The organism is uncultured Bradyrhizobium sp. (assembly GCF_947648125.1).
GTDB lineage: Bacteria > Pseudomonadota > Alphaproteobacteria > Rhizobiales > Xanthobacteraceae > Bradyrhizobium.
In genome coordinates this window covers 52,945-72,831 of record NZ_CANSMR010000024.1, presented here as the reverse complement: position 1 = coordinate 72,831, position 19,887 = coordinate 52,945, and the positions used below count along the sequence as shown (strand labels likewise).

Sequence of the window (19,887 nt, the reverse complement as noted above, 5' to 3'; positions counted from 1 at the left end):
TCTGCATCAATCTTGACTATTTCATGCAGGTGCATGTAGGCAATCCCTCTCCGGACGCCAAGAACAAGGGAAGGAATACCCCCATGAAGCTTTATTACTCCCCCGGTGCCTGCTCCCTCTCCCCCCACATCGCCCTGCTCGAGGCCGGCCTGCCCTACGACCTGGTCAAGGTCGATCTGCGCGCCAAGAAGCTCGAAAACGGCGACGATTTCCTGCAAGTGAACCCCAAGGGCCAGGTGCCCGCGCTGGCGCTGGATACCGGCGAGATGGTCACCGAAGGGCCGATCATCATCCAGATGATCGCCGACAGGGTCGCCGACCGGAAGCTGGCACCGGCGAGGGATTCCAACGAGCGCTACAAGCTGCTCGAATGGCTGAACTACATCACGACCGAGCTGCACAAGAATCTCGGCCCGATGTTCTCGCCGGTGCTCGCCGATGATGCCAAGGCCTTCTTCAAGGACCGCGCCATGAGCAAGTTCAAATATGTCGAGAGCCAGCTCGCCGGACGCGACTATCTGATGGGCAACCAGTTCACGGTCGCCGACGGCTACCTCTTCACCATGATCATGTGGGCGAGCGACCGGCTCGGCTTCGATCTCTCCGGCCTGCCGAATGTGATGGCTTACAAGGCCCGCGTCGCGGCGCGCCCGAAGGTGCAGGAAGCGCTGAAGAAGGAAGGCCTGCTGAAGGCTGCCTGAGCCTGGCACACCACAGTTGACAAAGAGCCGGATCGCCGATCCGGCTCTTTTTCTGTGGCCACCAGCCTACTTTCGGCAACCAAAGGTGGAACGTCTCAATTTAACCCGCATTGTACCGATTAATACTAAGTCGGTGTACTTCCGGCTGAGGGCGTAGCTGTCCTTGTTCGTGCGATCCAACTGACCGACTATGACCTGCGGCGCGCCCTCCGCTCCAACTGGTCCAACAATGTGACGATCGCCTTGACGCTTTTGACCAGCACGCTCGTTGGGCTGGCAACCAGTTTGTATTTTCGGGTTTGGACGTTGATGCTGGTGTCGCCGCTGATCGCGGTGCTCGCGGCAATCTTGCTCCAATCGGATGGCTATGCCTTTGCCACCGGCGCCCCGATCGTCGTCGCCTGCCTCGCGTTCAACCAGCTCGCCTATCTCGCCGGCGCCGTGCTCTCGCCGGACAATGACGGCTCAATTGCGGAAGAAGTCGACGGCATTCCACGCGGCCGCCGCGAGCACAAGGTCCACGGCCAGAACGAGTAGCACCAGGCCGAACCAGGAAGGACCCTTGCCGCGCAAGCGCAGCGAGACGGAATGCTTGCCCGCGGCCTCAGCGGCACCTTCCTTGGGCACAGAACGCATTGCAGGACACCCCAACCCTGATCGTCGTCTTCGATCATCCTGGCGATCGACGAGCAAGAGTGATGCCAGCAGCGTGGTGCCAGTGGGGAGCAAGCGTGGCGGGACTTTGACCTGTGCGACCGTCACGCAACAGGATCAAGTCGGATCGATGACCGGCTTGATCCTGCGCGAGTTGGCTCAAAACGTAACGGCGCTTACGCCGCCTGCTTCTTCGGCGGGAAGCGGCCGTAGAAGGTTTCGCCCTTGGCAGCCATCTCCTCGAGCAGCTTCGGCGGCGTGAAGCGCGAGCCGTATTTCTTCTCGAAAGCGTGGCAGAGCGCGACGAAATTCTTGGTGCCCATGAAGTCGATATAGGACAGCGCACCGCCGGTGAACGGCGCGAAGCCGAAGCCGAGGATCGAGCCGACATCGGCCTCGCGCACGTCGGTGATGACGTGATCCTCGACGGTGCGCGCGGCTTCCACCGCCTGCACCACCAGGAAGCGCTGCTTCAATTCCTCGACGCTGAGCGTGTCGGGATCGAGCTGCTTGGGCTGCAGATTCGCGAGCCCGGGCCACAGGCTCTTCTGACCCTTGCCTTTCTCGGGATAGTCGTAGAAGCCCTTGCCGTTCTTGCGGCCGAAGCGGCCCTGCTTCTCGACCATCTCGACCATCAACTTCTTCTGCGCCTGGTCGATCGCGTTGGGGCCGAGGTCGGCCTCGGTCGCCTTGGTGATCTTGAGGCCGAGATCGAGCGCGACCTCGTCCTGTAGCGAGAGCGGCCCGACCGGCATCCCCGCCATCTTGGCGGTGTTCTCGATCATCGCCGGCGGTACGCCTTCGAGCAGCATCTCGTTGCCCTCGGAGATGTAGCGCATCACGCAGCGGTTGGCGAAGAAGCCCCTGCTGTCGTTGACAACGATCGGCGTCTTGCCGATGGCGCGGACATAGTCGAGCGCGGTCGCCAGCGCGACGTCGCCGGTGTTCTTGCCCAGGATGATCTCGACCAACATCATCTTCTCGACCGGCGAGAAGAAGTGGATGCCGATGAACTTGCCCTGGTCCTTGAACTCCTCGGCCAGCGAGTTGATCGGCAGGGTCGAGGTGTTGGAGGCGAAGATCGCGTCCGACTTCAGCAGCGGCTGCGCCTTGGCGTAGGTGTCGGCCTTGACCTTGCGGTCCTCGAACACCGCCTCGATGACGAGGTCGCAATCCCTGATCACGTTGTAGTCCGCAGTCGCCGAGATGCGCGCCAGGATGGCGTCGCCGGCTTCCTGCTTCATCCGGCCCTTCGCGACGAGGCCGTCGACCACGGTCTTGGCGTGGCCCTTGCCCTTGTCGGCGCTCTCCTGGTCGCGATCAACCAGCACGACGTCGATGCCGGCCTGCGCCGAGACATAGCCGACGCTTGCGCCCATGAAGCCGGCACCGATCACGGCGAGCTTCTTGACCTTGGTCGGCGGCACGCCTGCCGGGCGGCGGGCGCCCTTGTTCAGCTCCTGCATCGACAGGAACAGCGACCGGATCATCGCCGCCGCTTCCTTCGAGCGCAGGATCTGCGTGAAGTACCGCGACTCGACCCGCAGCGCGGCGTCGATCGGCAGCTGCAGCCCCTCATAGACGCAGCTCATGATGGCGCGCGCGGCCGGATAATTGTCGTAGGTCTCGCGGCGATAGATCGCGTTGCCGGCCGGGAACATCTGCATGCCCATCTTGGAGAAGACGGGGCCGCCGGGCAGCTTGAAGCCCTTCTCGTCCCATGGCGCGACGGCCTTGCCGCCGCCCTTGATCCAGTCCTTCGCGGCCTTGATCAGGTCAGCTGCGGGCACGACGGCGTGAATCAGATTGAGCGCCTTGGCGCGGGTCAGGTTGACCGCCTCGCCCTTGAGCAGCAATTGCATCGCGTCCTGCGGCGACACCAGGCGCGGCACACGCTGGGTGCCACCGGCGCCGGGGAACAGGCCGACCTTGATCTCGGGCAGGCCGAGGCGAGTCTTGGGGTTCTCGGCCGCGACGCGGTAGTGGCAGGCCAGCGTGATCTCGAAACCGCCGCCGAGCGCGAGGCCGTTGATCGCGGCAACCCATGGCTTGCCCGAGGTCTCGATCGCACGGAACGACTGCGACATCTGGCGGCTCTGCTCGAACAGCATCTGGTTCGCGGCTTCCTCGCCCTTCTCCTTCAGGAGCTGCGCGTAGCTGCGGTTCATGCCCTCGAGCATCGAAAGGTCGGCGCCGGCGCAGAACGCCTCCTTGGCCGAAGTGATCACGACGCCCTTGATCGCTGCATCGCCGGTCGTCTGCTTGATGATCTCGCCGATCTCCTGGGTCGAGACCTCGTCGAACACGTTCATCGAACGGTCAGGGATATCCCAGGTGACCAGCGCAATGCCGTCGGCGTCGACGTCGAACTTGAAATTCTTGTAAGCCATCTTTTGCTCCCTCGGTGCCGGCGGCCGATCTCAGGCGCGGCGGTTGCGTCTCGATCTCGTAGGGTGGGTTCGCGAAGCGTAACCCACCACCTCTCTCGCGGTGACATGGTGGGTTACGCCTTCGGCTAACCCACCCTACGCGCTGCCTGCTCGGCTACACACGCTCGATGATGGTGGCGGTGCCCATGCCGCCGCCGATGCACAGCGTGACCAGCGCCGTTTCCTTGTTGGTGCGCTCGAGCTCGTCGAGCACGGTGCCGAGGATCATCGCGCCGGTCGCCCCTAACGGATGGCCGAGCGCGATCGCGCCGCCATTGACGTTAATCTTGGCGTTGTCGATGTCGAAGGCCTGGATGTAGCGCAGCACCACCGAGGCGAAGGCCTCGTTGAGCTCGAACAGGTCGATGTCCGACTTCTTCATGCCGGACCGCTCGAACAGCTTTTCGGTGACGTCGACCGGGCCGGTCAGCATCATCGCGGGCTCCGAGCCGATATTGGCGAACGCGCGGATCTTCGCCCGCGGCTTCAGGCCGTGCTTGGCGCCCGCCTCCTTGCTGCCGAGCAGCACCGCGCCGGCCCCGTCGACGATGCCGGAGGAATTGCCGGCGTGATGCACGTAATTGACCTTCTCGACCTCGGGATGCGACTGGATCGCCACCGCGTCGAAGCCGGCCATCGCTGCCATCGCCGCGAAGGACGGCTGCAGCTGCGCCAGCGACTGCATCGTCGTGGTCGGGCGCATGTGCTCGTCCTTGGCGAGGATGGTCAGGCCGTTGATGTCCCTGACCGGCACCACCGACTTGTTGAAGCGGCCCTCATCCCACGACTTAGCCGCGCGCTGCTGGCTCTGCACGGCGTAAGCGTCGACATCGTCGCGCGAAAAACCGTATTTGGTCGCGATCAGGTCGGCCGAGATACCCTGCGGCATGAAATAGGCCGGCACCGCCATCGAGGGATCCATCGGCCATGCGCCGCCGGAGGCGCCGATGCCGACGCGGCTCATCGATTCCGCACCGCCGCCGATCACGAGTTCATGCTGGCCACTCATGATCTGGGCTGCGGCGAAATTCACGGCATCGAGGCCGGAGGCGCAGAACCGGCTGATCTGCACGCCCGGCACCTTCTCGCCGAGGCCGGCGTTGAGCGCGGCGAAGCGGGCGATGTCGCTTCCGGCCTCGCCGACCGGATCGACCACACCGAGGATGACGTCGTCGACGCTGTCCTCGGGCAGATTGTTGCGCTCCTTGAGCGACTTCAGCGGCACCGTGGCTAGCGCCAGCGCGGTGACCTCGTGCAGTGCGCCATCGGCCTTGCCGCGGCCGCGTGGGGTACGAACGTGATCGTAGATGTATGCCTCAGGCATGACGCCCTCCTTGATATGAGGATCATAATATATACGGAAGGAAGCGCCGCCGCACGGGTGCGGCGGCAATTTTCAGAACGCTTCCGCGGCCAGTTCCATCGTGGTGGCGCTGCCGCTCTGGATCCGGGCCAGATGCACGGCGGTCTCCGGCAGCAACCTCTCCATGAAGAAGCGCCCGGTCACGAGCTTGGTGTTCAGGTAGGGCGTGGCGCCGGCGGCGGCCTTGTCCTGCGCCACCTTGGCCATCTTGGCCCACATGTAGCCGAGCGCGACGAGGCCGAACAATTTCATGAAATCGGTCGCGGCGGCGCCGGCATTGTCGGGCTTGGTCAGCGCGTTCTGCATCAGCCAGCCGGTGGCCTGTTGCAGATGGCCGAGCGCGGTGGAGAGCGGGGTGATGAACGGCTTCATCGCCTCGTCGCCGCCATGCTCCTTGGCGAAGGCGGTGACCTCACCGAAGAACGCCATCGCGGCCCGGCCGCCGTCGCGCGGCAGCTTACGGCCGACCAGGTCGAGCGCCTGGATGCCGTTGGCGCCCTCATAGATCATCGCGATGCGGGCATCGCGCACGAACTGCTCCATGCCGTGCTCGGCGATGTAGCCGTGGCCGCCGAACATCTGCTGCGCGGAGACCGTGTTGGCGAAGCCGGTGTCGGTCAGAACGCCCTTCAGCACCGGCGTCATCAGGCCCATGTGATCGTCGGCAGCCTGACGATCCTTCGGGTCTTGGGAGCGGTGCGCGACGTCGCTCTTCAGCGCGGTCCACACCACCATGGCGCGCGCCGCCTCGTTGAAGGCGCGGATGGTGAGCAGCGTGCGGCGCACGTCGGGATGCACGATGATCGGATCAGCCGGCTTGTCGGCGGCCTTGACGCCGGTCAGCGAACGGCCCTGCAAACGCTCCCGCGCATAGGCGACTGCGTTCTGATAGGCGACCTCGGACTGCGCGAGACCCTGCACGGCGACGCCGAGGCGGGCCTCGTTCATCATCACGAACATGCCCTGCATGCCCTTGTTCTCTTCGCCGATCAGCCAGCCGGTGGCGTTGTCGTAGTTCATCACACAGGTGGAATTGCCGTGGATGCCCATCTTGTGCTCGATCGAGCCGCAGGTGACGCCGTTGCGCTGGCCGAGCGAGCCGTCGGCATTGACGAGCACCTTCGGAACCACGAACAGCGAGACGCCCTTGATGCCGGCTGGCGCGCCTTCGATGCGCGCCAGCACGAGGTGGATGATGTTGTCGGCAAGATCGTGCTCGCCGGCGGAGATGAATATCTTGGTGCCCGTGATCTTGAAGCTGCCGTCGGCCTGGCGCACCGCCTTGGTACGGAGCAGGCCGAGATCGGTGCCGCACTGCGGCTCGGTCAGGTTCATGGTGCCGGTCCACTCGCCGGCGATCATCTTCGGCACATAGGTCTTCTTCTGCTCGGGGGTGCCGTGCACCAGCAGCGCTGCGGTCGCGCCCATGGTCAGCCCGCCATACATCGAGAACGCCATGTTGGCGGAGATCTGGAATTCGTTGACCGCCTGCGAGAGCGTCACCGGCAGGCCCTGGCCGCCAAATTCGGTCGGCGCCGACAGGCCGAGCCAGCCGCCTTCGGCGACCTGCTTGAAGGCTTCCTTGAAGCCCTTCGGCGTGGTGACGCTGCCGTCGTCATTGCGCTTGCAGCCTTCGAGATCGCCTGTGCGATTGAGCGGCTGCAACACTTCCTCGCTGAGCTTGGCAGCTTCGCCGAGGATCGCCTCGCGCACATCGGCCGACGCATCGGTGAAGCCGGGAAGATTGCCATAACGATCGATCTGGAAGACGTCGTTCAACAGGAAGCTGACGTCTTCGACGGGGGCTTTGTAGGTCGGCATGCTGATCTCCCGGCTGGCTCGCGGTCGCACGCGCGACCGATGCTGCGCAGCTTGTCCTTGGGTTTGTTGGAACGGACCTTATCCGGTTCGGGAGGTCCGCGGCAGGTCCTAGCGAGACTGTGATTGCGACGTTGCGCCGCTCTGCTTCATCAACTCTTCGCCCATCATCCGATGCAGCAGGTTGATCGCCTTGAGCGGGCGCACCATCACCTTGAAATGCGTGATCCGGCCATCACCGTCGAACGTGATGATGTCGACGCCGTTCAGCTTGATGCCGTCGATCTCGTTCTCGAACTCGAGCACCGTGCCGGTGTCGCTCTGCCACTCGCCCAGATATTTGAAGGTCGGGCCGCCGAGCACCTTGGCGGCGCTGGTCAGATACTTGAAGGTGATGTCGCGGCCGCGCTGCGGCGTGTGCACGACCGGGCTTTCGAACACCGCATCGGGATGCAGCAGATCCCACAGCGCGGCGGTGTCGTGGGACTTCATGTAGGCGTACCACTTGTCGAGGCCCGGCTTGCTCATTCGGACGTCTCCTGCGGCAGGGGGTTTAAGAAGCCTGAACATCGGCTGCGCGCGACAAGGCGGCATGCCGATCACCATATGCATATTGACGCATATGCACAGTAACGCATAAAGTCAAGCGAACTTCAGAATGGCTGATACGGGAACTGGGATGGAGGTGGGCGTTGGCACTCGGTGACGCAATCCTCGCCTGCCTCACGGAACGTCCGATGACGGGCTATGAGCTCGCCAAGACGTTCGACGCGTCGATCGGCTTCTTCTGGAAGGCCGACCATCAGCAGATCTACCGCGAGCTCTCCCGGCTGCGCGACAAGGGCCATGTCCAGGGCCGCGAGGTGGTGCAATCCGGCAAGCCGAACAAGCTGGTCTACACCCTGACGGCCGAGGGCCGCGCGGCGCTGAAGCACTGGGCGGCACGGCCGAGCGTTCCGCCCTCGATCAAGGACGACCTTTTGGTCCGGCTCTACGCGCTCGACTGCGTCGACATCGAGCCGCTGCGCACCGACCTGATGGCGCGGCTGGAGCATCACCGCGACCGCTATGAGCGCTACGAGCGCCTGCTCAACAAACGGTTTCCCGACGGCACCGCACCACCGGCCGATGTCGGCAAGATGCTCAGCCTGCGTCTCGGCATGCGGCATGAGCGCATGGTGGTGGAATGGTGCGAGGAGGCGCTCGACGCTCTCTCGGCGATGTCCGGCCGCAGCAATGTGCTGCCGCTCGACGACGGCAAGCGCGAAGGCAACGGCTAGAAACAAATCTCAAGTCATGCCTTGCGCGTGCCGATACGCGACGCGGAATCCGCTTTGCCGGAAAGCGATAGGCATGTCCTGATCCGGCGCAACAGGTTCCCGGATTCCCTAACTTTAAGGCCCGCCGGCCGCATTCCTTAACCCGTTATTTACCGTGACGGGAAAAAGTCAGCAGCTGAAGCAGACGACCAGCGCAGAATTCGATTGTCTCTTAACGGGAATGCGCGGGGAGGCTGCGGGCGCAGGGTGTAGCGCCGGAGTCGGGACCGGACGGAATCATGAATTCGCGCGTATCGTGGAGTGTTGACGGCATCGATCCCTCCGTCCGCGACAGGGCCGAGGCGGCTGCGCGCCGCGCCGGCATGTCACTGAACGACTGGCTCAACACCACCGTCGGCGAGCCGAGCCCGCCGGATTGGCGGATGGCGCCCGAGCAACGGCAACCGATGCCGAGCCGGGAAAGCCGCGAGGTCGCCGATATCCATCAGCGGCTCGACGCGATCACCCGCCAGATCGAACAGATTGCAAAACCATTGTCGCGCGCCGAAGCCGTGCGCGCCGAAGTGCCACGCGGCCAGCCCGCCGTCGCACGGCAGCTGAACGACGCGATTTCGCGCCTCGATGCGCGGCTGTCGCAGATTTCGCGACCGCAGCCGGCGCGCGAGCCGCAACCCCAGCCGATGCGTGAAGCGCAGATGCAGCGGGAGCCGCAGATGCAGGACCGGCAACTGGAGGAAAGGCTGCGCCAGGCGGAAGCAGTCGAGCGCGCCGCAGCCCAGGTCTACCGCCCCTCGCCGCCGCTGAGCCCGGCGTCGTTCGATTCCGCGATCGCGGAAATCACCGCACGCCAGAACGAGCTCGACGGATCAGCAGCACGCCAGATGGCGCCGCGCGTCGCGCCGCCGATGCAGCAATCGGCGCCGCCGATGGCCGCCTACACGCCGCCGCCCCCGCCGGCTGCGCCGGCCGGGCCCGACTTCTCCTCGCTCGAACGGCATTTGCTCAAGATCACGAGCCAGATCGAGGCGCTGCAGCGGCCCGATCATATCGAGCAATCGATCGCGGCCTTCCGCGGCGAGCTTGCCGAAATCCGCCAGGCGATCACCGAGGCGATGCCGCGGCGGGCGATCGAATCGATCGAAAACGAGATCCGCTCGCTGCATCACCGGATCGACGAGATCCGCCAGGACAGCAGCAACGGCCAAGGCCACGACCAAGCCCAGGTCATCACCGGCATCGAACGCGCGCTGTCGGAAATCCGCGAGGCGCTGCGCACGCTGACGCCCGCCGAGCAGCTCACCGGCTACGACGAGGCGATCCGCAATCTCGGCGCCAAGCTCGACATGATCCTGCGCGCCAACGACGATCCGTCGACGGTGCATCAGCTCGAGAGCGCGATCGCGGCGCTGCGCGCCATCGTCTCCAATGTCGCCTCCAACGACGCGCTGCTGCAGCTCTCCGGGGACGTGCATGCGCTGGCCGCCAAAGTCGACCAGCTGTCGCAGATGTCGCGGGCCGAGTCCCACGTCGATGCCTTCGCCGGGATCGAGCAGCGCATTGCCGCATTGGCCTTGACGCTGGAGACCCGCGAGCGGCCGGCCGGCTACGACAACACCGACGCCATCGAGGGCGCCCTGCGCTCGCTGTCGGAGCGGATCGACCGCCTGCAGGTCGGCAATGACAGCTCGTCGGCGTTCACCCATCTCGAGCAGCGCGTCTCGTATCTGCTCGAGCGCCTGGAGTCGGCCGACCAGCGCTCCGGTAATCTCGGCCGGGTCGAGGAAGGGCTGCATGACATCATGCGGCACCTCGAGGCCCAGCACGCCCATCTCGCCTCACTCGCCGACGCCACCCGCAACACCGCCTCGCCGCAGCCGATGATGGACAGCGGCATCGTCGACCTGGTGAAGCGCGAACTGTCCGACATCCGCTTCAGCCAGTCGGAGACCGATCGCCGCACCCAGGATTCGCTGGAGACCGTTCACAACACGCTCGGCCATGTCGTCGATCGGCTGGCGATGATCGAGAACGATCTGCGCACGGTGCGCACCGCGCCGCCGCCGGCCCCCGCGCCGGTCGAACCGCGGATGGAAGCGCCGCGGATGGAGATGCCGCGCGCGGCGATGCCGCAGCCGATCGCGCAGCCCCAACCTGAATCGTACAGGCCTGAATCGTACCGGCCCGAATTGCCCAATCCTGCGCTGGCGCAGGAGCACTTCATGTCCGCGCCGCGCGAATTCCATGCCGCGCAGCCGGTCGAGGCCGCGCCGCCGCCGCTGCCACCGCGCGCGATCAGCGAAATCCTCGAGCCGCATGCCGCCTCCGCACGCGCGATCGCGCCGGAACTGCCGCCGGATCATCCGCTCGAGCCGGGTACGCGCCCCTCGGGCCGCGCGGCGTCGCCGTCCGAGCGGATCGCGGATTCCGAGCGCGCGATCAGCGACCTGCCTGCCGGCAAGAAGGAGCCGGTGTCGACCTCGAGCTTCATCGCCGCCGCGCGCCGCGCCGCGCAGGCCGCCGCCGCACAACCCGTCAACGACAAGGCGGCGCGCGCAGCGAGCAAGGCCGCGGCCAAGGCCAAGGAAAAGGCCGACAAGGCTGCGAAGGCCGCTGCCGTTAAGGGCAGCGCGCCGGCGACCGGCGCACCCGAAGCCCAGCCGTCGACCATCACCTCCAAGATCCGCTCGCTGCTGGTCGGCGCGAGCGTGGTCGTGATCCTGCTCTCGACCGCCAAGATGGCGATGAACCTGCTCGACACCAGCTCCGCGCCGCAGATGCCGGCGATCGAGCACAGCGAGCCAGCCGCGCCGCCCGTGCAGCCGCCCGCCGAGAACTCTGTTTCCCCGGCACCGGCTGCGCCGTCCAGTGCACCCGGGCCGTCAGTGCCCGGGCCGTCGATGACCTCGCCGACCCCGCTCGGCCGCCAGTCCAACAACACGGCCGCGCCGAACACGCTCGACAGCGCGCAGGTGACGATACCATCGGCGCCCGCGCCCGCCGCGGCGTCTGAGCCGGCTGCGGCACCGCTCGCCGCCGCCAGTGATATCACCGGCACGATTCCGACCGCGCCGCCGCTCGGCGGCAAGCTTGCCACGATCCAGATTCCGGGGGGCGAGAAGCTGCCCGACGCGATCGGCGGTCCGGCGCTGCGCACGGCTGCGATCAAGGGCGATGCGGCCGCGGCCTATGAGGTCGGCGTCCGCTTCGCCGAAGGCAAGGGCGTGCCCGCCAATGTCGACGAAGCCGCCAAATGGTATGGCCGCGCGGCACAAGCCGGCGTAGTGCCCGCGATGTTCCGGCTCGGCACCTTCTACGAGAAGGGCCTCAGCGTGAAGCGCGATTTCGATGTCGCACGGCGCTACTACGTGCAGGCCGCCGAGCGCGGCAACGCCAAGGCGATGCATAACCTCGCCGTGCTCGACGCCGATGGCGGCGGCAAGGGCGCCGACTACAAGAGCGCCGCGCAGTGGTTCCGCAAGGCCGCCGATCGCGGCGTCGCGGACAGCCAGGTCAACCTCGGCATCCTCTATGCCCGCGGCATCGGGGTCGAACAGAACCTCGCCGAGTCGTTCAAGTGGTTCAGCCTCGCCGCCGCGCAGGGCGACGCCGACGCCGGCCACAAGCGCGACGATATCGCCAAGCGGCTCGACCCGCAGTCGCTGGCTGCAGCGAAGCTTGCGATCCAGACCTTTACCCCCGAGCCGCAGCCGAGCGATGCGGTCAACGTGCCGGCCCCGACCGGCGGCTGGGACGGCGCGCCCGTGCAGCCCGCGGCGGCGAAGTCCGTCAAGCCACCGTCGAAGCGGACTGCGGCTCTGGCCGCACACTGATATCTCACTTATTTGAAAACAGCTGCGGCGCCTTGACGGCGCCGCCGTCCTAGCCCTCCGCCCTTCCGCCGTGTAGACAGGCGCATATCCCAGCGCCAATGGCGCATGCGTTCCGGAGGGCAGGCTTGTCTGTCGACGATCGTCAGGATGATGGAACGGGCCATCGTTCGTCGCCGACCGGACCCCGCGTCGCGCCGCCGCGCGAGAGGCCGTCGCCGTTTGCCGCGCCTCCCAAGGCTCCGCCTTCTCCTCCGCGCCCGCAAGAGAACGCAGCATCGCCGCCCCGCACCTTCCGGTTCTCGCTCTGGTCCGTGATCATCTTCGTGCTGCTGCTGTCGAGCGTCGCCATTCAGGCCTACCGCGACCTGTCGAGGCCGGGTGCCTGGGACTTCTGGCGCGAGACCTATATCGCGGCGAGCATGAATTCGGCGGTGATTTCAGATGTCGACATCGACGGGTCGGGCCACGGCCGGCGTGCGCTTGCGATCAGCGGCAAGATCGGCTCGGCCAGCGCGAGCTGGTTCCGCGACCGGCTGAGCGAGGCGCGTCTCGCACCTGGTGATGCCGTGCTGCTCTCGTCGCAGGGCGGTGCGCTGAACCAGGCCGCGATCATGGGCGAGGTCATCCGCACCCATGGGCTCGTCACCGCCGTCGCCACATCAGACGCATCGGGCAAGCTCCGCCCGGCCGCCTGCGCCAGCGCCTGTGTGCTGGTCTATGCCGGCGGCCAGACCCGCTACGGCATTGCGGGCTCGCGGCTCGGCGTGCATCGCTTCACGACCAGCACACCGGTCAGCGATCCGCTCGCCGAGGCACAACGCATCCAGGGCATGGTGCTCGGCTACATGACCAAGATGGGCGTCTCCTCCGGGATCGTGGAAGCGATGTCGCAGACCTCGGATATCCGCTGGTTGAGCCCGAAGGAAGCGCTCGCGCTGAACTTGGTCACCAAGCCGGTCGATCGGCCCTAAAGCATGATCCGGAAAAGTGCGGAGCGGTTTTCCGAAAAGATCATGCTCAAACAGGCTGACACCGGCGTCATTAATCTGAATTATCAACCACGTCCGCAGCAGGGCGGCCACGTGCGGCGAAAAATGCCACCCGAGGCGGAATCTTTAGTCCCTCCCCTCGCCGATTTCGGTTATGCAAGAACGTGGCAATCGACCCGCGTTCGCCTGCTTCTTGCGCGCCGACCGGATTCGTTCAGCCGGAGAATGCCCGACCAGAACGACATCACGCCGTGATGCGGCCTTGCGCCCCAGCACGTGGCGAACCGACAAGAAGCGACGCGCGTGCAGCTCTACCTCCCGATCGCCGACATTCCGGTCAATGTCTTCCTCATCCTGGCGATGGGCGCGGCGGTTGGATTCGTCTCCGGCATGTTCGGGATCGGCGGTGGCTTCCTGATGACGCCGCTGCTGATCTTCGTTGGCATCGCGCCCGCGGTCGCGGTTGCCTCGGTTGCGAGCCACATCGCGGCCTCCTCATTCTCCGGCGCGATCTCGTATTGGCGCCGGCGCGCGATCGATCCGCTGCTGGCGGCAGTGCTGCTGGTCGGCGGCACGATCGGCACCGCGCTCGGGGTGTGGACCTTCACCTTCCTGCGCTCGCTCGGCCAGCTCGACCTGATGATCGCGCTGTCCTACGTCATCCTGCTGACCACGGTCGGCGGACTGATGTTCTGGGAAGGCCTGCGCGCGATGCTGCGTTCCCGGCGCGGCGGCCCGGTCACGCTGCGCAAGCCCGGCAGCCATGGCTGGATCCACGGCCTGCCGCTGAAGCTGCGCTTCAAGCGCTCCAAGATCTATCTCTCGGTCATCCCGGTCGTCGTGGTCGGTCTCGTGATCGGCTTCATCGGCGCGGTGATGGGGATCGGCGGCGGCTTCATCCTGGTGCCGCTGATGATCTATGTGCTGCGGGTGCCGACCTCGACCGTGATCGGCACCTCGATGGTGCTCACCCTCGTCACCATGGTGTTCGCGACCATGCTGCACGCGGCGACCAACCATCTGGTCGACGCCGTGCTGGCGCTGATCCTGATGATCGGCGGCGTCACCGGCGCGCAGTTCGGCGCCCGCGCCGGCCAGAAGATCCGCGGCGAGCATCTGCGCCTCTTGCTCGGCCTGCTCGTGCTCGCGGTCGGCATCCGCTTTGCGGTCGAGCTGGTGATCCGGCCGCAGGACCTGTTCAGCATCCGCGAAACCGGCGGAGCCCCGCCATGAGGTGGCGCACGCCGCTTGCGATCATGGGTCTCGTCGCCGCCAGCGTGGCGGCCGCACCCGCGCGCGCCGAGCGGCTGATCGTGTCGGTCTCCAACCACCGCGTCACCGTGACGCCGAATTATTCCGGCGGCGAGCTCGTGCTGTTCGGCTCGGTCGAGAAGGACGACAAGACACCTGCAAACCGAGGCAATTACGATCTCGTCGTCACGGTGTCGGGCCCGCGCGCCGACATGGTGACGCGGCGCAAGGAGCGCAAGTTCGGCATCTGGATCAACACCGACTCGCGACAGTTCCTGCAGGTGCCGGGCTATCTCGCGCTGTTCTCCAATCGTCCGTTCGAGCAGATCGCCTCGCCGGAGGTGCAGCGGCGGCAACAGCTCGGGCTCAACAACGTGCTCTTGATGCAGCGGGTCGGGCCCGACTTTGCCGACGTGGTGCCGAACGATCCTTTCCGCAGCGCCTTCGTCCGACTGCGTTCCGAACACGGGCTGTACCGCGAGGCGACCTCGGCAGTGACGTTCCTGACGCCCACTTTATTTCGCACCGGCATTCCGCTGCCGGCGGAGGTGCCGATCGGCACCTACAATGTCGAGATCAAGCTGTTTTCCGACGGCGCGCTGGTGACCAAGACCGATAGCGCGTTCGAGATCGTCAAGATCGGCTTCGAGCAGTTCGTCGCCACCACCGCGCGCCAGAACGGCCTGGTCTACGGCCTCGTCACCGCGTTCATGGCGCTGATGACCGGGTGGATGGCTTCGATCGTCTTCCGGAAGGATTGATCTAGAGCGTTTTCGAGCGAAGTGGATACCGTTTCGCGTGAAGAAAACGCGTCAAAACAAGAATCTAGAGCCCCGTTCCGATTCAATCGGAACGGGGCTCTAGCCACCATTCCGTTGCAACGCGCTTTCGAACGCGTCGCTCAGGATCGAGAGGCCAAGATCGATCTCGTCGTCGCTGATCGTCAGCGGCGGAGCGATGCGGAAGACGCTGCCCATGCCCGGCAACTGCACGATGTTGGTGCTCAGTCCGAGCTCCAGGCAGCGCTGCGACACAAGCGTTCCGAGCGCTTCGTCAGGCTCCTTGCTGAAGCGGTCGCGCACGATCTCGATGCCTTGCATCAGCCCTCTGCCGCGCACGTCACCGATGCATTCGAACCGGTTCTGAAGCGCGAGGAGCCCATCCCTCAGCCGCGCGCCCGCGATCCTGGCACGCTCGACCAGTCGGTCGCGGAGGATGATCTCGATGACTTTCAGCCCGACCGCGGCCGGCATCGGATCCGACACATGCGTCGTGTAGAACATGAAGCCGCGTTCGTGACAGCGCTCCTCGATCTCGGCCGATGTGACGACCGCGGCCAATGGCAGCCCCGCGCCGAGCGTCTTCGACAGGGTCAGGATATCAGGCACGACACCGTCACGCTCGAAGGCGAACATCGCGCCGGTTCGCCCGAGGCCGGTCTGCGCCTCGTCGACGATCAGCAGCATGCCGCGCGCACGGCACAGCTCCTTCAGCGCGGCGAGATAGCCTTCCGGCAGATCGATCAACCCGCCGGAGCTCAGGATCGGTTCGGCGATCATGCAGGCAAGCGAGCCGGTCGATTGGCGGTCGATGAGATCGAAGGCGTAGGCCAGCTCGGCTCGCCAATCGGCCGCATGGCCGAAGCGGGGGCGATAGAGGTTCGGCGTCGGGATCGCGAACGAGCCGACCGGCGCGGGACCATAGCCCTTGCGGCCGGCCGAATAAGTCGCCCCGGCCGCACCCGACGTCATGCCGTGCCAGGACTGCGCGAACGCGACGGTCTCGAAGCCGCCGGTGGCGAGCTTGGCCATCTTGATCGCCGCCTCGTTCGACTCAGCCCCCGTGCTCAGCAGCATGACGCGATCGAGCCCCGGCGGCAAAAGCTCCGCGAGCTGTTCGGCGAGCGCGACGACCGGGCGCGTCAGCATGCCGCTGAACAGGTGGTCGAGCCGCTCGGCATGCTCGCTGATGGTCTTGACGATCTCCGGGTGGCCGTGACCAAGCACCGCGCTCATCTGCCCGGACGTGAAATCCAGGATGGCGCGGCCGTCGGCGTCATAGACGAAAGATCCGGAAGCGCGCTCGATGATGACAGGAGCGAACGTCCCGCCATAGCGAATGAGGTGACGCCGCGCGCGTTCCCAAAAGGATTTGTCGTCATTTCCGGCCATGCCCGCTCCTTGCTGCTCAGTCGCCGCGATCCAGCGCATCTTATGCGTGCAGCGTCGCAATGACATTGCGATTTGAGATGCATTTGACCCCGTCTTCTGCAATCAATTGCGCAAAGAGCGAAAAATGCGAAAGAAATGGGAACCACAATCGTGATCGACGAGATCGACCGAAAGATCCTCGACGTGCTGCAGGTCGAGGGGCGCATCACCAATCTCGAGCTGGCCGAACGGATCGGCCTCTCGTCTGCCCCGTGCATGCGACGTGTCCGGACCCTGGAAGAGACCGGCGTCATCAATTCTTATGTGGCGCTCGTGGACCCTGCACGAATTGGACTTGGCTTCGACGTGATCGTCGAGGTCCGCCTCAAACAGCAGAACAGGGAATCCTTCGCGCGCTTCGAGAAGAAGGTGATCGGTCTTCCGGAGGTCGTCGAATGCTGCATGATTGCCGGTGATTGGGATTACGCGCTGCGGGTCGTGTCCTCAGATCTCGCCCGCTATCAATCATTCATCCTCGACCGCCTGATGCATCCGGACACCGATATCGCGAGCTACCGCACGACCATCATCCTGCGGAAGGTCAAATCGACGACAAAGATCGACAGCTCGCTGTTCTGATGATTACGACTCGATGACCGTGGCGATGCCGGGCTCGAGGATGCGCAGACGGCGGCCGAAGCCGAGCGTATCGAAGCTTGCGCGCAGGTCACTCGCGTTCTGCCGGAAATGCGCCCAGCCGTCGGTATGCACGGGCACGATAACGGCGTCCGCAAAGGCGCGCGCGGTCTCGATCGTGTCGTTGGTGTCCATGGTGAGATGGAACGGGCCGCGGGTTTGCGCCGCGCCCGCGAACGGCAGCACCACGCCGCAGGCAAAGCGCCGCGCGACCTCGGCGACACCGTCGAACCAGGTGGTGTCGCCGCTGACATAGACCGGACGGTTGGGCTTGGCCTGCTCCAGAACGAACCCGATGACGTCGCCGGACAATGGCTCGATGCCCGCGGGCCCGTGCCGTGCCGGCGTCGCGGTGACGGTGAGCGTCCGGCCGCGCTTCGTCAGTGTGGTCGAGGCCCAGGGCGCAAAACCCTCGGCGTTGCCGCCGAGCCGCTTGGCGCCGGCCTCCGTCGTCAGCACGCGCTTCGCGCCTTTGAGGAAATCCCGGCCGGAATGATCGAGATTGTCCGAATGCTGGTCATGGCTCAGCAGCACCGCGTCGATTTCGCCGACATCACGCGCGCTGAGCGCGGGTCCGGTCAGCTTCTCCAGTTTCACCTGCGGCAGTTGATAGTCGCCGGGCGCATCGAAGGTCGGATCGGTAAGCAGGCGGAACTCGTCGATCTCGATCAGGGCGGTCGGGCCTCCGATCAGGGTAATGGTGATGCTCACGTCACACTCCTCTTGGGCGAAACCGCGGCGGGGCGGGTCACCAGGTAAATGCCGAGCGCGACCGGAACGATCCCGAGCAGATCACGAAATTCGACATGCTCGCCGAGCACGAGATAGGCGAACAGCATGCCGAGCGGCGGCATCAGGAAGTGATAGGCGCTTGCGGCGGTCGCACCACACACTTTCAGGAGGTGAAACCAGAGCAGATAAGCGAGAATCGAACCGCCGAGCACGAGGAAGGCGAAGGCACCGGCGAGCCGCATGCTCGGCACGATGTCGCCGACGCTGGAGAGCGTGAAGGCGAACGGCATCACCGCGAGGCCGCCGGCGATGTTCTGGATGCCGTTGCCGATCCACAGGCTGCCCTTCGGCGCCAGCAGCTTGAACAGGACGGTGCCGGCGACGATCGAGGCCAGCGAAGCCAATGTGAAGAGTATGCCGTGCGGACTATCGGTACCGACCTTCATGCGATGCCAGACGATGAAGGCGACGCCGACGATGCCGAGCACGAGACCAACCACCTTGCGCAGGGTCATGCTCTCGCCGAGGAACAGCGCGGCCAGCATGGCGGTGAACACCGGATTGGCCGAGACGATCAGCGCGCCGAGGCCGGCCGAGACCGTCTTCAGGCCGGTGTAGCCGAGGCCAAGATAGAGCGCATTGTTGGCGACGCCGATCACGGCGAACACCGCCGCATCGCGCCAGGTGAGATCCCAGTGATCCCGGCGCAGCCAGGAAATGCCGAGGATCAGGACGCCGGCGATCGAAAATCGCGCGGCGAGCAGGATCAGCGGCGGGCAATCGGTGACACCGATCTTGCCGGCGACGAAGGCGTAGCTCCAGAGCAGGCAGAACAGGGCGATCAGCAGCGGCAGAGTATTGAAGCGGGTGCCGGGGACGGACATCGAGGTTGCGGCGGGCGAGCTTGCAGAGGACATGGCAGTTTCTCCTTCGCCCCATGACCTAGGCCCGCGCCTTGTCATTTGGAAATTAAATGATAGACTAGTATCCAGTGGATTTATGAATGGAGGCTGCGATGCTCGACCTGGAGCTGTTGCGCAGTTTCGTCTCGGTGGTCGATGCCGGCGGCTTCACCCGCGCCGGAGAGCGCGTCCACCGCACGCAATCGACGGTGAGCCAGCAGATCAAGCGTCTGGAGGAGGATGTCGGCCAGCCTCTCCTGATCCGCAGCGGCAAGGACGTCACCCCGACGGAGGCCGGCGAGCGGCTGCTGACCTATGCGCGGCGGCTATTGTCCCTCGCGGAAGAAGCCCACGACGTGCTCTCGCGCCCCGGCAGCGAAGGCGCGATCCGGATCGGCATCACCGAGGATTTTGCCGCCTACCGGCTGACGAGACTGCTTGCGACCTTCGCGCGCAGCCATCCGACTCTGCGGCTCGACGTGCGCTCGGGCCAGAGCCTGTTCCTGTACCGCGATCTGGAGCGCGGCGACCTCGACCTCGCGCTGATCAAGCGCGCCGCCAGCGAAAAGGGCGGCATCGCGGTGTGGCCGGAGCGGGTGCACTGGGTCACCAGCAAGAGCCATCCGCGCGACACGACGACCGGCTCGGTGCCGCTGATCGGCTTCGGCTCGGGCTGCCTCTATCGCGCCCATGCCATCCATGCGCTGGAGCGCGCCGGCCGCAACTGGCACATGGCCTACACCTCCTCCAGCCTCGCCGGCATCCAGGCCGCGGTCGCCGCGGGCCTGGGCTTGAGCATTCTTTCGGAAATGTCGATCCAGGCCGAGCATCGCGTGCTGACGGCGAAGGATGGCTTTGCGCCGATCGAGCGGACCGACGTCGCCCTTGTCGCCACCCCCGGAGCCAGCCCAGCAACGCTGCGGCTGGCGGATCGGCTGGCGGAGTATTGCGAGAGCGTGCAGGCAAAGGCGGCGTAGGCTCGTACTTCCATCCTCCCCTGGAGGGGGAGGATCGGAGCGCATGAAGCGCAGCGGAATGCGAACCGAGGTGGGATGATCTCTCCGCACAGGCAGTGTCGCATGAGGATAGACC

At 65.5% G+C, this 19,887-nt stretch carries 17 protein-coding genes; 10 read left to right on the top strand and 7 right to left on the bottom strand.

All coding sequences use genetic code 11. From position 1 onward, the window contains the following. Window positions 1-83 precede the first annotated feature (83 nt). Window positions 84-701, top strand: coding sequence for a glutathione transferase GstA (gstA, locus tag Q0030_RS31080; RefSeq protein WP_298375982.1), 618 nt, complete (start codon window positions 84-86; stop codon window positions 699-701). 285 nt (window positions 702-986) lie between these two features. Continuing rightward, window positions 987-1,238, top strand: coding sequence for a hypothetical protein (locus Q0030_RS31075; protein WP_298375980.1), 252 nt, complete (start codon window positions 987-989; stop codon window positions 1,236-1,238). A gap of 293 nt (window positions 1,239-1,531) precedes the next feature. On the opposite strand, the gene Q0030_RS31070 is transcribed toward Q0030_RS31075, so the two are convergent. From Q0030_RS31070 to Q0030_RS31055, 4 genes are all read right to left on the bottom strand, one after another. Next, on the bottom strand, window positions 1,532-3,745 hold the full coding sequence (locus tag Q0030_RS31070; protein ID WP_298375978.1) for a 3-hydroxyacyl-CoA dehydrogenase NAD-binding domain-containing protein: 2,214 nt from the start codon (window positions 3,743-3,745) through the stop codon (window positions 1,532-1,534). A gap of 154 nt (window positions 3,746-3,899) precedes the next feature. After that, window positions 3,900-5,108: an acetyl-CoA C-acetyltransferase gene (locus tag Q0030_RS31065; protein ID WP_298375975.1), complete on the bottom strand. Its 1,209-nt coding sequence runs from the start codon at window positions 5,106-5,108 to the stop codon at window positions 3,900-3,902. Between the two features lie 72 nt (window positions 5,109-5,180). Beyond that, on the bottom strand, window positions 5,181-6,968 hold the full coding sequence (locus Q0030_RS31060; protein WP_298375973.1) for an acyl-CoA dehydrogenase C-terminal domain-containing protein: 1,788 nt from the start codon (window positions 6,966-6,968) through the stop codon (window positions 5,181-5,183). 108 nt (window positions 6,969-7,076) lie between these two features. Continuing rightward, a complete protein-coding gene (locus Q0030_RS31055; protein ID WP_298375969.1) occupies window positions 7,077-7,493 on the bottom strand; it encodes a nuclear transport factor 2 family protein in 417 nt (138 codons plus the stop codon). Between the two features lie 164 nt (window positions 7,494-7,657). Between Q0030_RS31055 and Q0030_RS31050 the strand changes: the two genes are divergently transcribed. The 6 genes from Q0030_RS31050 (at window position 7,658) to Q0030_RS31025 (ending at window position 15,076) form a co-directional block, all read left to right on the top strand. Further along, window positions 7,658-8,245: a PadR family transcriptional regulator gene (locus Q0030_RS31050; RefSeq protein WP_176528826.1), complete on the top strand. Its 588-nt coding sequence runs from the start codon at window positions 7,658-7,660 to the stop codon at window positions 8,243-8,245. 278 nt (window positions 8,246-8,523) lie between these two features. After that, window positions 8,524-12,075: a hypothetical protein gene (locus tag Q0030_RS31045; RefSeq protein ID WP_298375966.1), complete on the top strand. Its 3,552-nt coding sequence runs from the start codon at window positions 8,524-8,526 to the stop codon at window positions 12,073-12,075. A gap of 125 nt (window positions 12,076-12,200) precedes the next feature. After that, entirely contained in the window at window positions 12,201-13,046 is an 846-nt protein-coding gene (locus Q0030_RS31040; RefSeq protein WP_298375964.1) for a hypothetical protein, read from the top strand. A 3-nt stretch (window positions 13,047-13,049) separates the two neighbouring features. Then, complete coding sequence (locus Q0030_RS31035; protein WP_298375961.1) at window positions 13,050-13,319, top strand: hypothetical protein; 270 nt, start codon at window positions 13,050-13,052, stop codon at window positions 13,317-13,319. 48 nt (window positions 13,320-13,367) lie between these two features. After that, a complete protein-coding gene (locus Q0030_RS31030) occupies window positions 13,368-14,297 on the top strand; it encodes a sulfite exporter TauE/SafE family protein (protein ID WP_298375958.1) in 930 nt (309 codons plus the stop codon). Window positions 14,298-14,320: 23 nt separating this feature from the next. After that, the gene (locus Q0030_RS31025) at window positions 14,321-15,076 is read left to right on the top strand and encodes a TIGR02186 family protein (protein ID WP_298376061.1); all 756 of its coding nucleotides are present in this window, start codon (window positions 14,321-14,323) and stop codon (window positions 15,074-15,076) included. 99 nt (window positions 15,077-15,175) lie between these two features. Here the strand turns inward: Q0030_RS31025 and Q0030_RS31020 are convergent, their stop codons facing one another. After that, window positions 15,176-16,486 (bottom strand): aspartate aminotransferase family protein, encoded by a 1,311-nt coding sequence (locus tag Q0030_RS31020; protein WP_298375955.1) that lies wholly within the window; start codon window positions 16,484-16,486, stop codon window positions 15,176-15,178. 135 nt (window positions 16,487-16,621) lie between these two features. On the opposite strand from Q0030_RS31020, the gene Q0030_RS31015 reads away from it, so the two are divergent. After that, window positions 16,622-17,104, top strand: coding sequence for an Lrp/AsnC family transcriptional regulator (locus Q0030_RS31015; protein WP_298375952.1), 483 nt, complete (start codon window positions 16,622-16,624; stop codon window positions 17,102-17,104). Window positions 17,105-17,107: 3 nt separating this feature from the next. On the opposite strand, the gene Q0030_RS31010 is transcribed toward Q0030_RS31015, so the two are convergent. Then, window positions 17,108-17,872, bottom strand: coding sequence for an MBL fold metallo-hydrolase (locus Q0030_RS31010; RefSeq protein ID WP_298375950.1), 765 nt, complete (start codon window positions 17,870-17,872; stop codon window positions 17,108-17,110). Continuing rightward, complete coding sequence (locus Q0030_RS31005) at window positions 17,869-18,810, bottom strand: DMT family transporter (RefSeq protein ID WP_298375948.1); 942 nt, start codon at window positions 18,808-18,810, stop codon at window positions 17,869-17,871. The genes Q0030_RS31010 and Q0030_RS31005 overlap by 4 nt, the downstream gene beginning before the upstream one ends. Before the next feature lie 98 nt (window positions 18,811-18,908). Here Q0030_RS31005 and Q0030_RS31000 point away from each other — a divergent pair, with 98 nt between their 5' ends. Continuing rightward, entirely contained in the window at window positions 18,909-19,772 is an 864-nt protein-coding gene (locus tag Q0030_RS31000) for a LysR substrate-binding domain-containing protein (protein ID WP_298375945.1), read from the top strand. Window positions 19,773-19,887 lie beyond the last annotated feature (115 nt).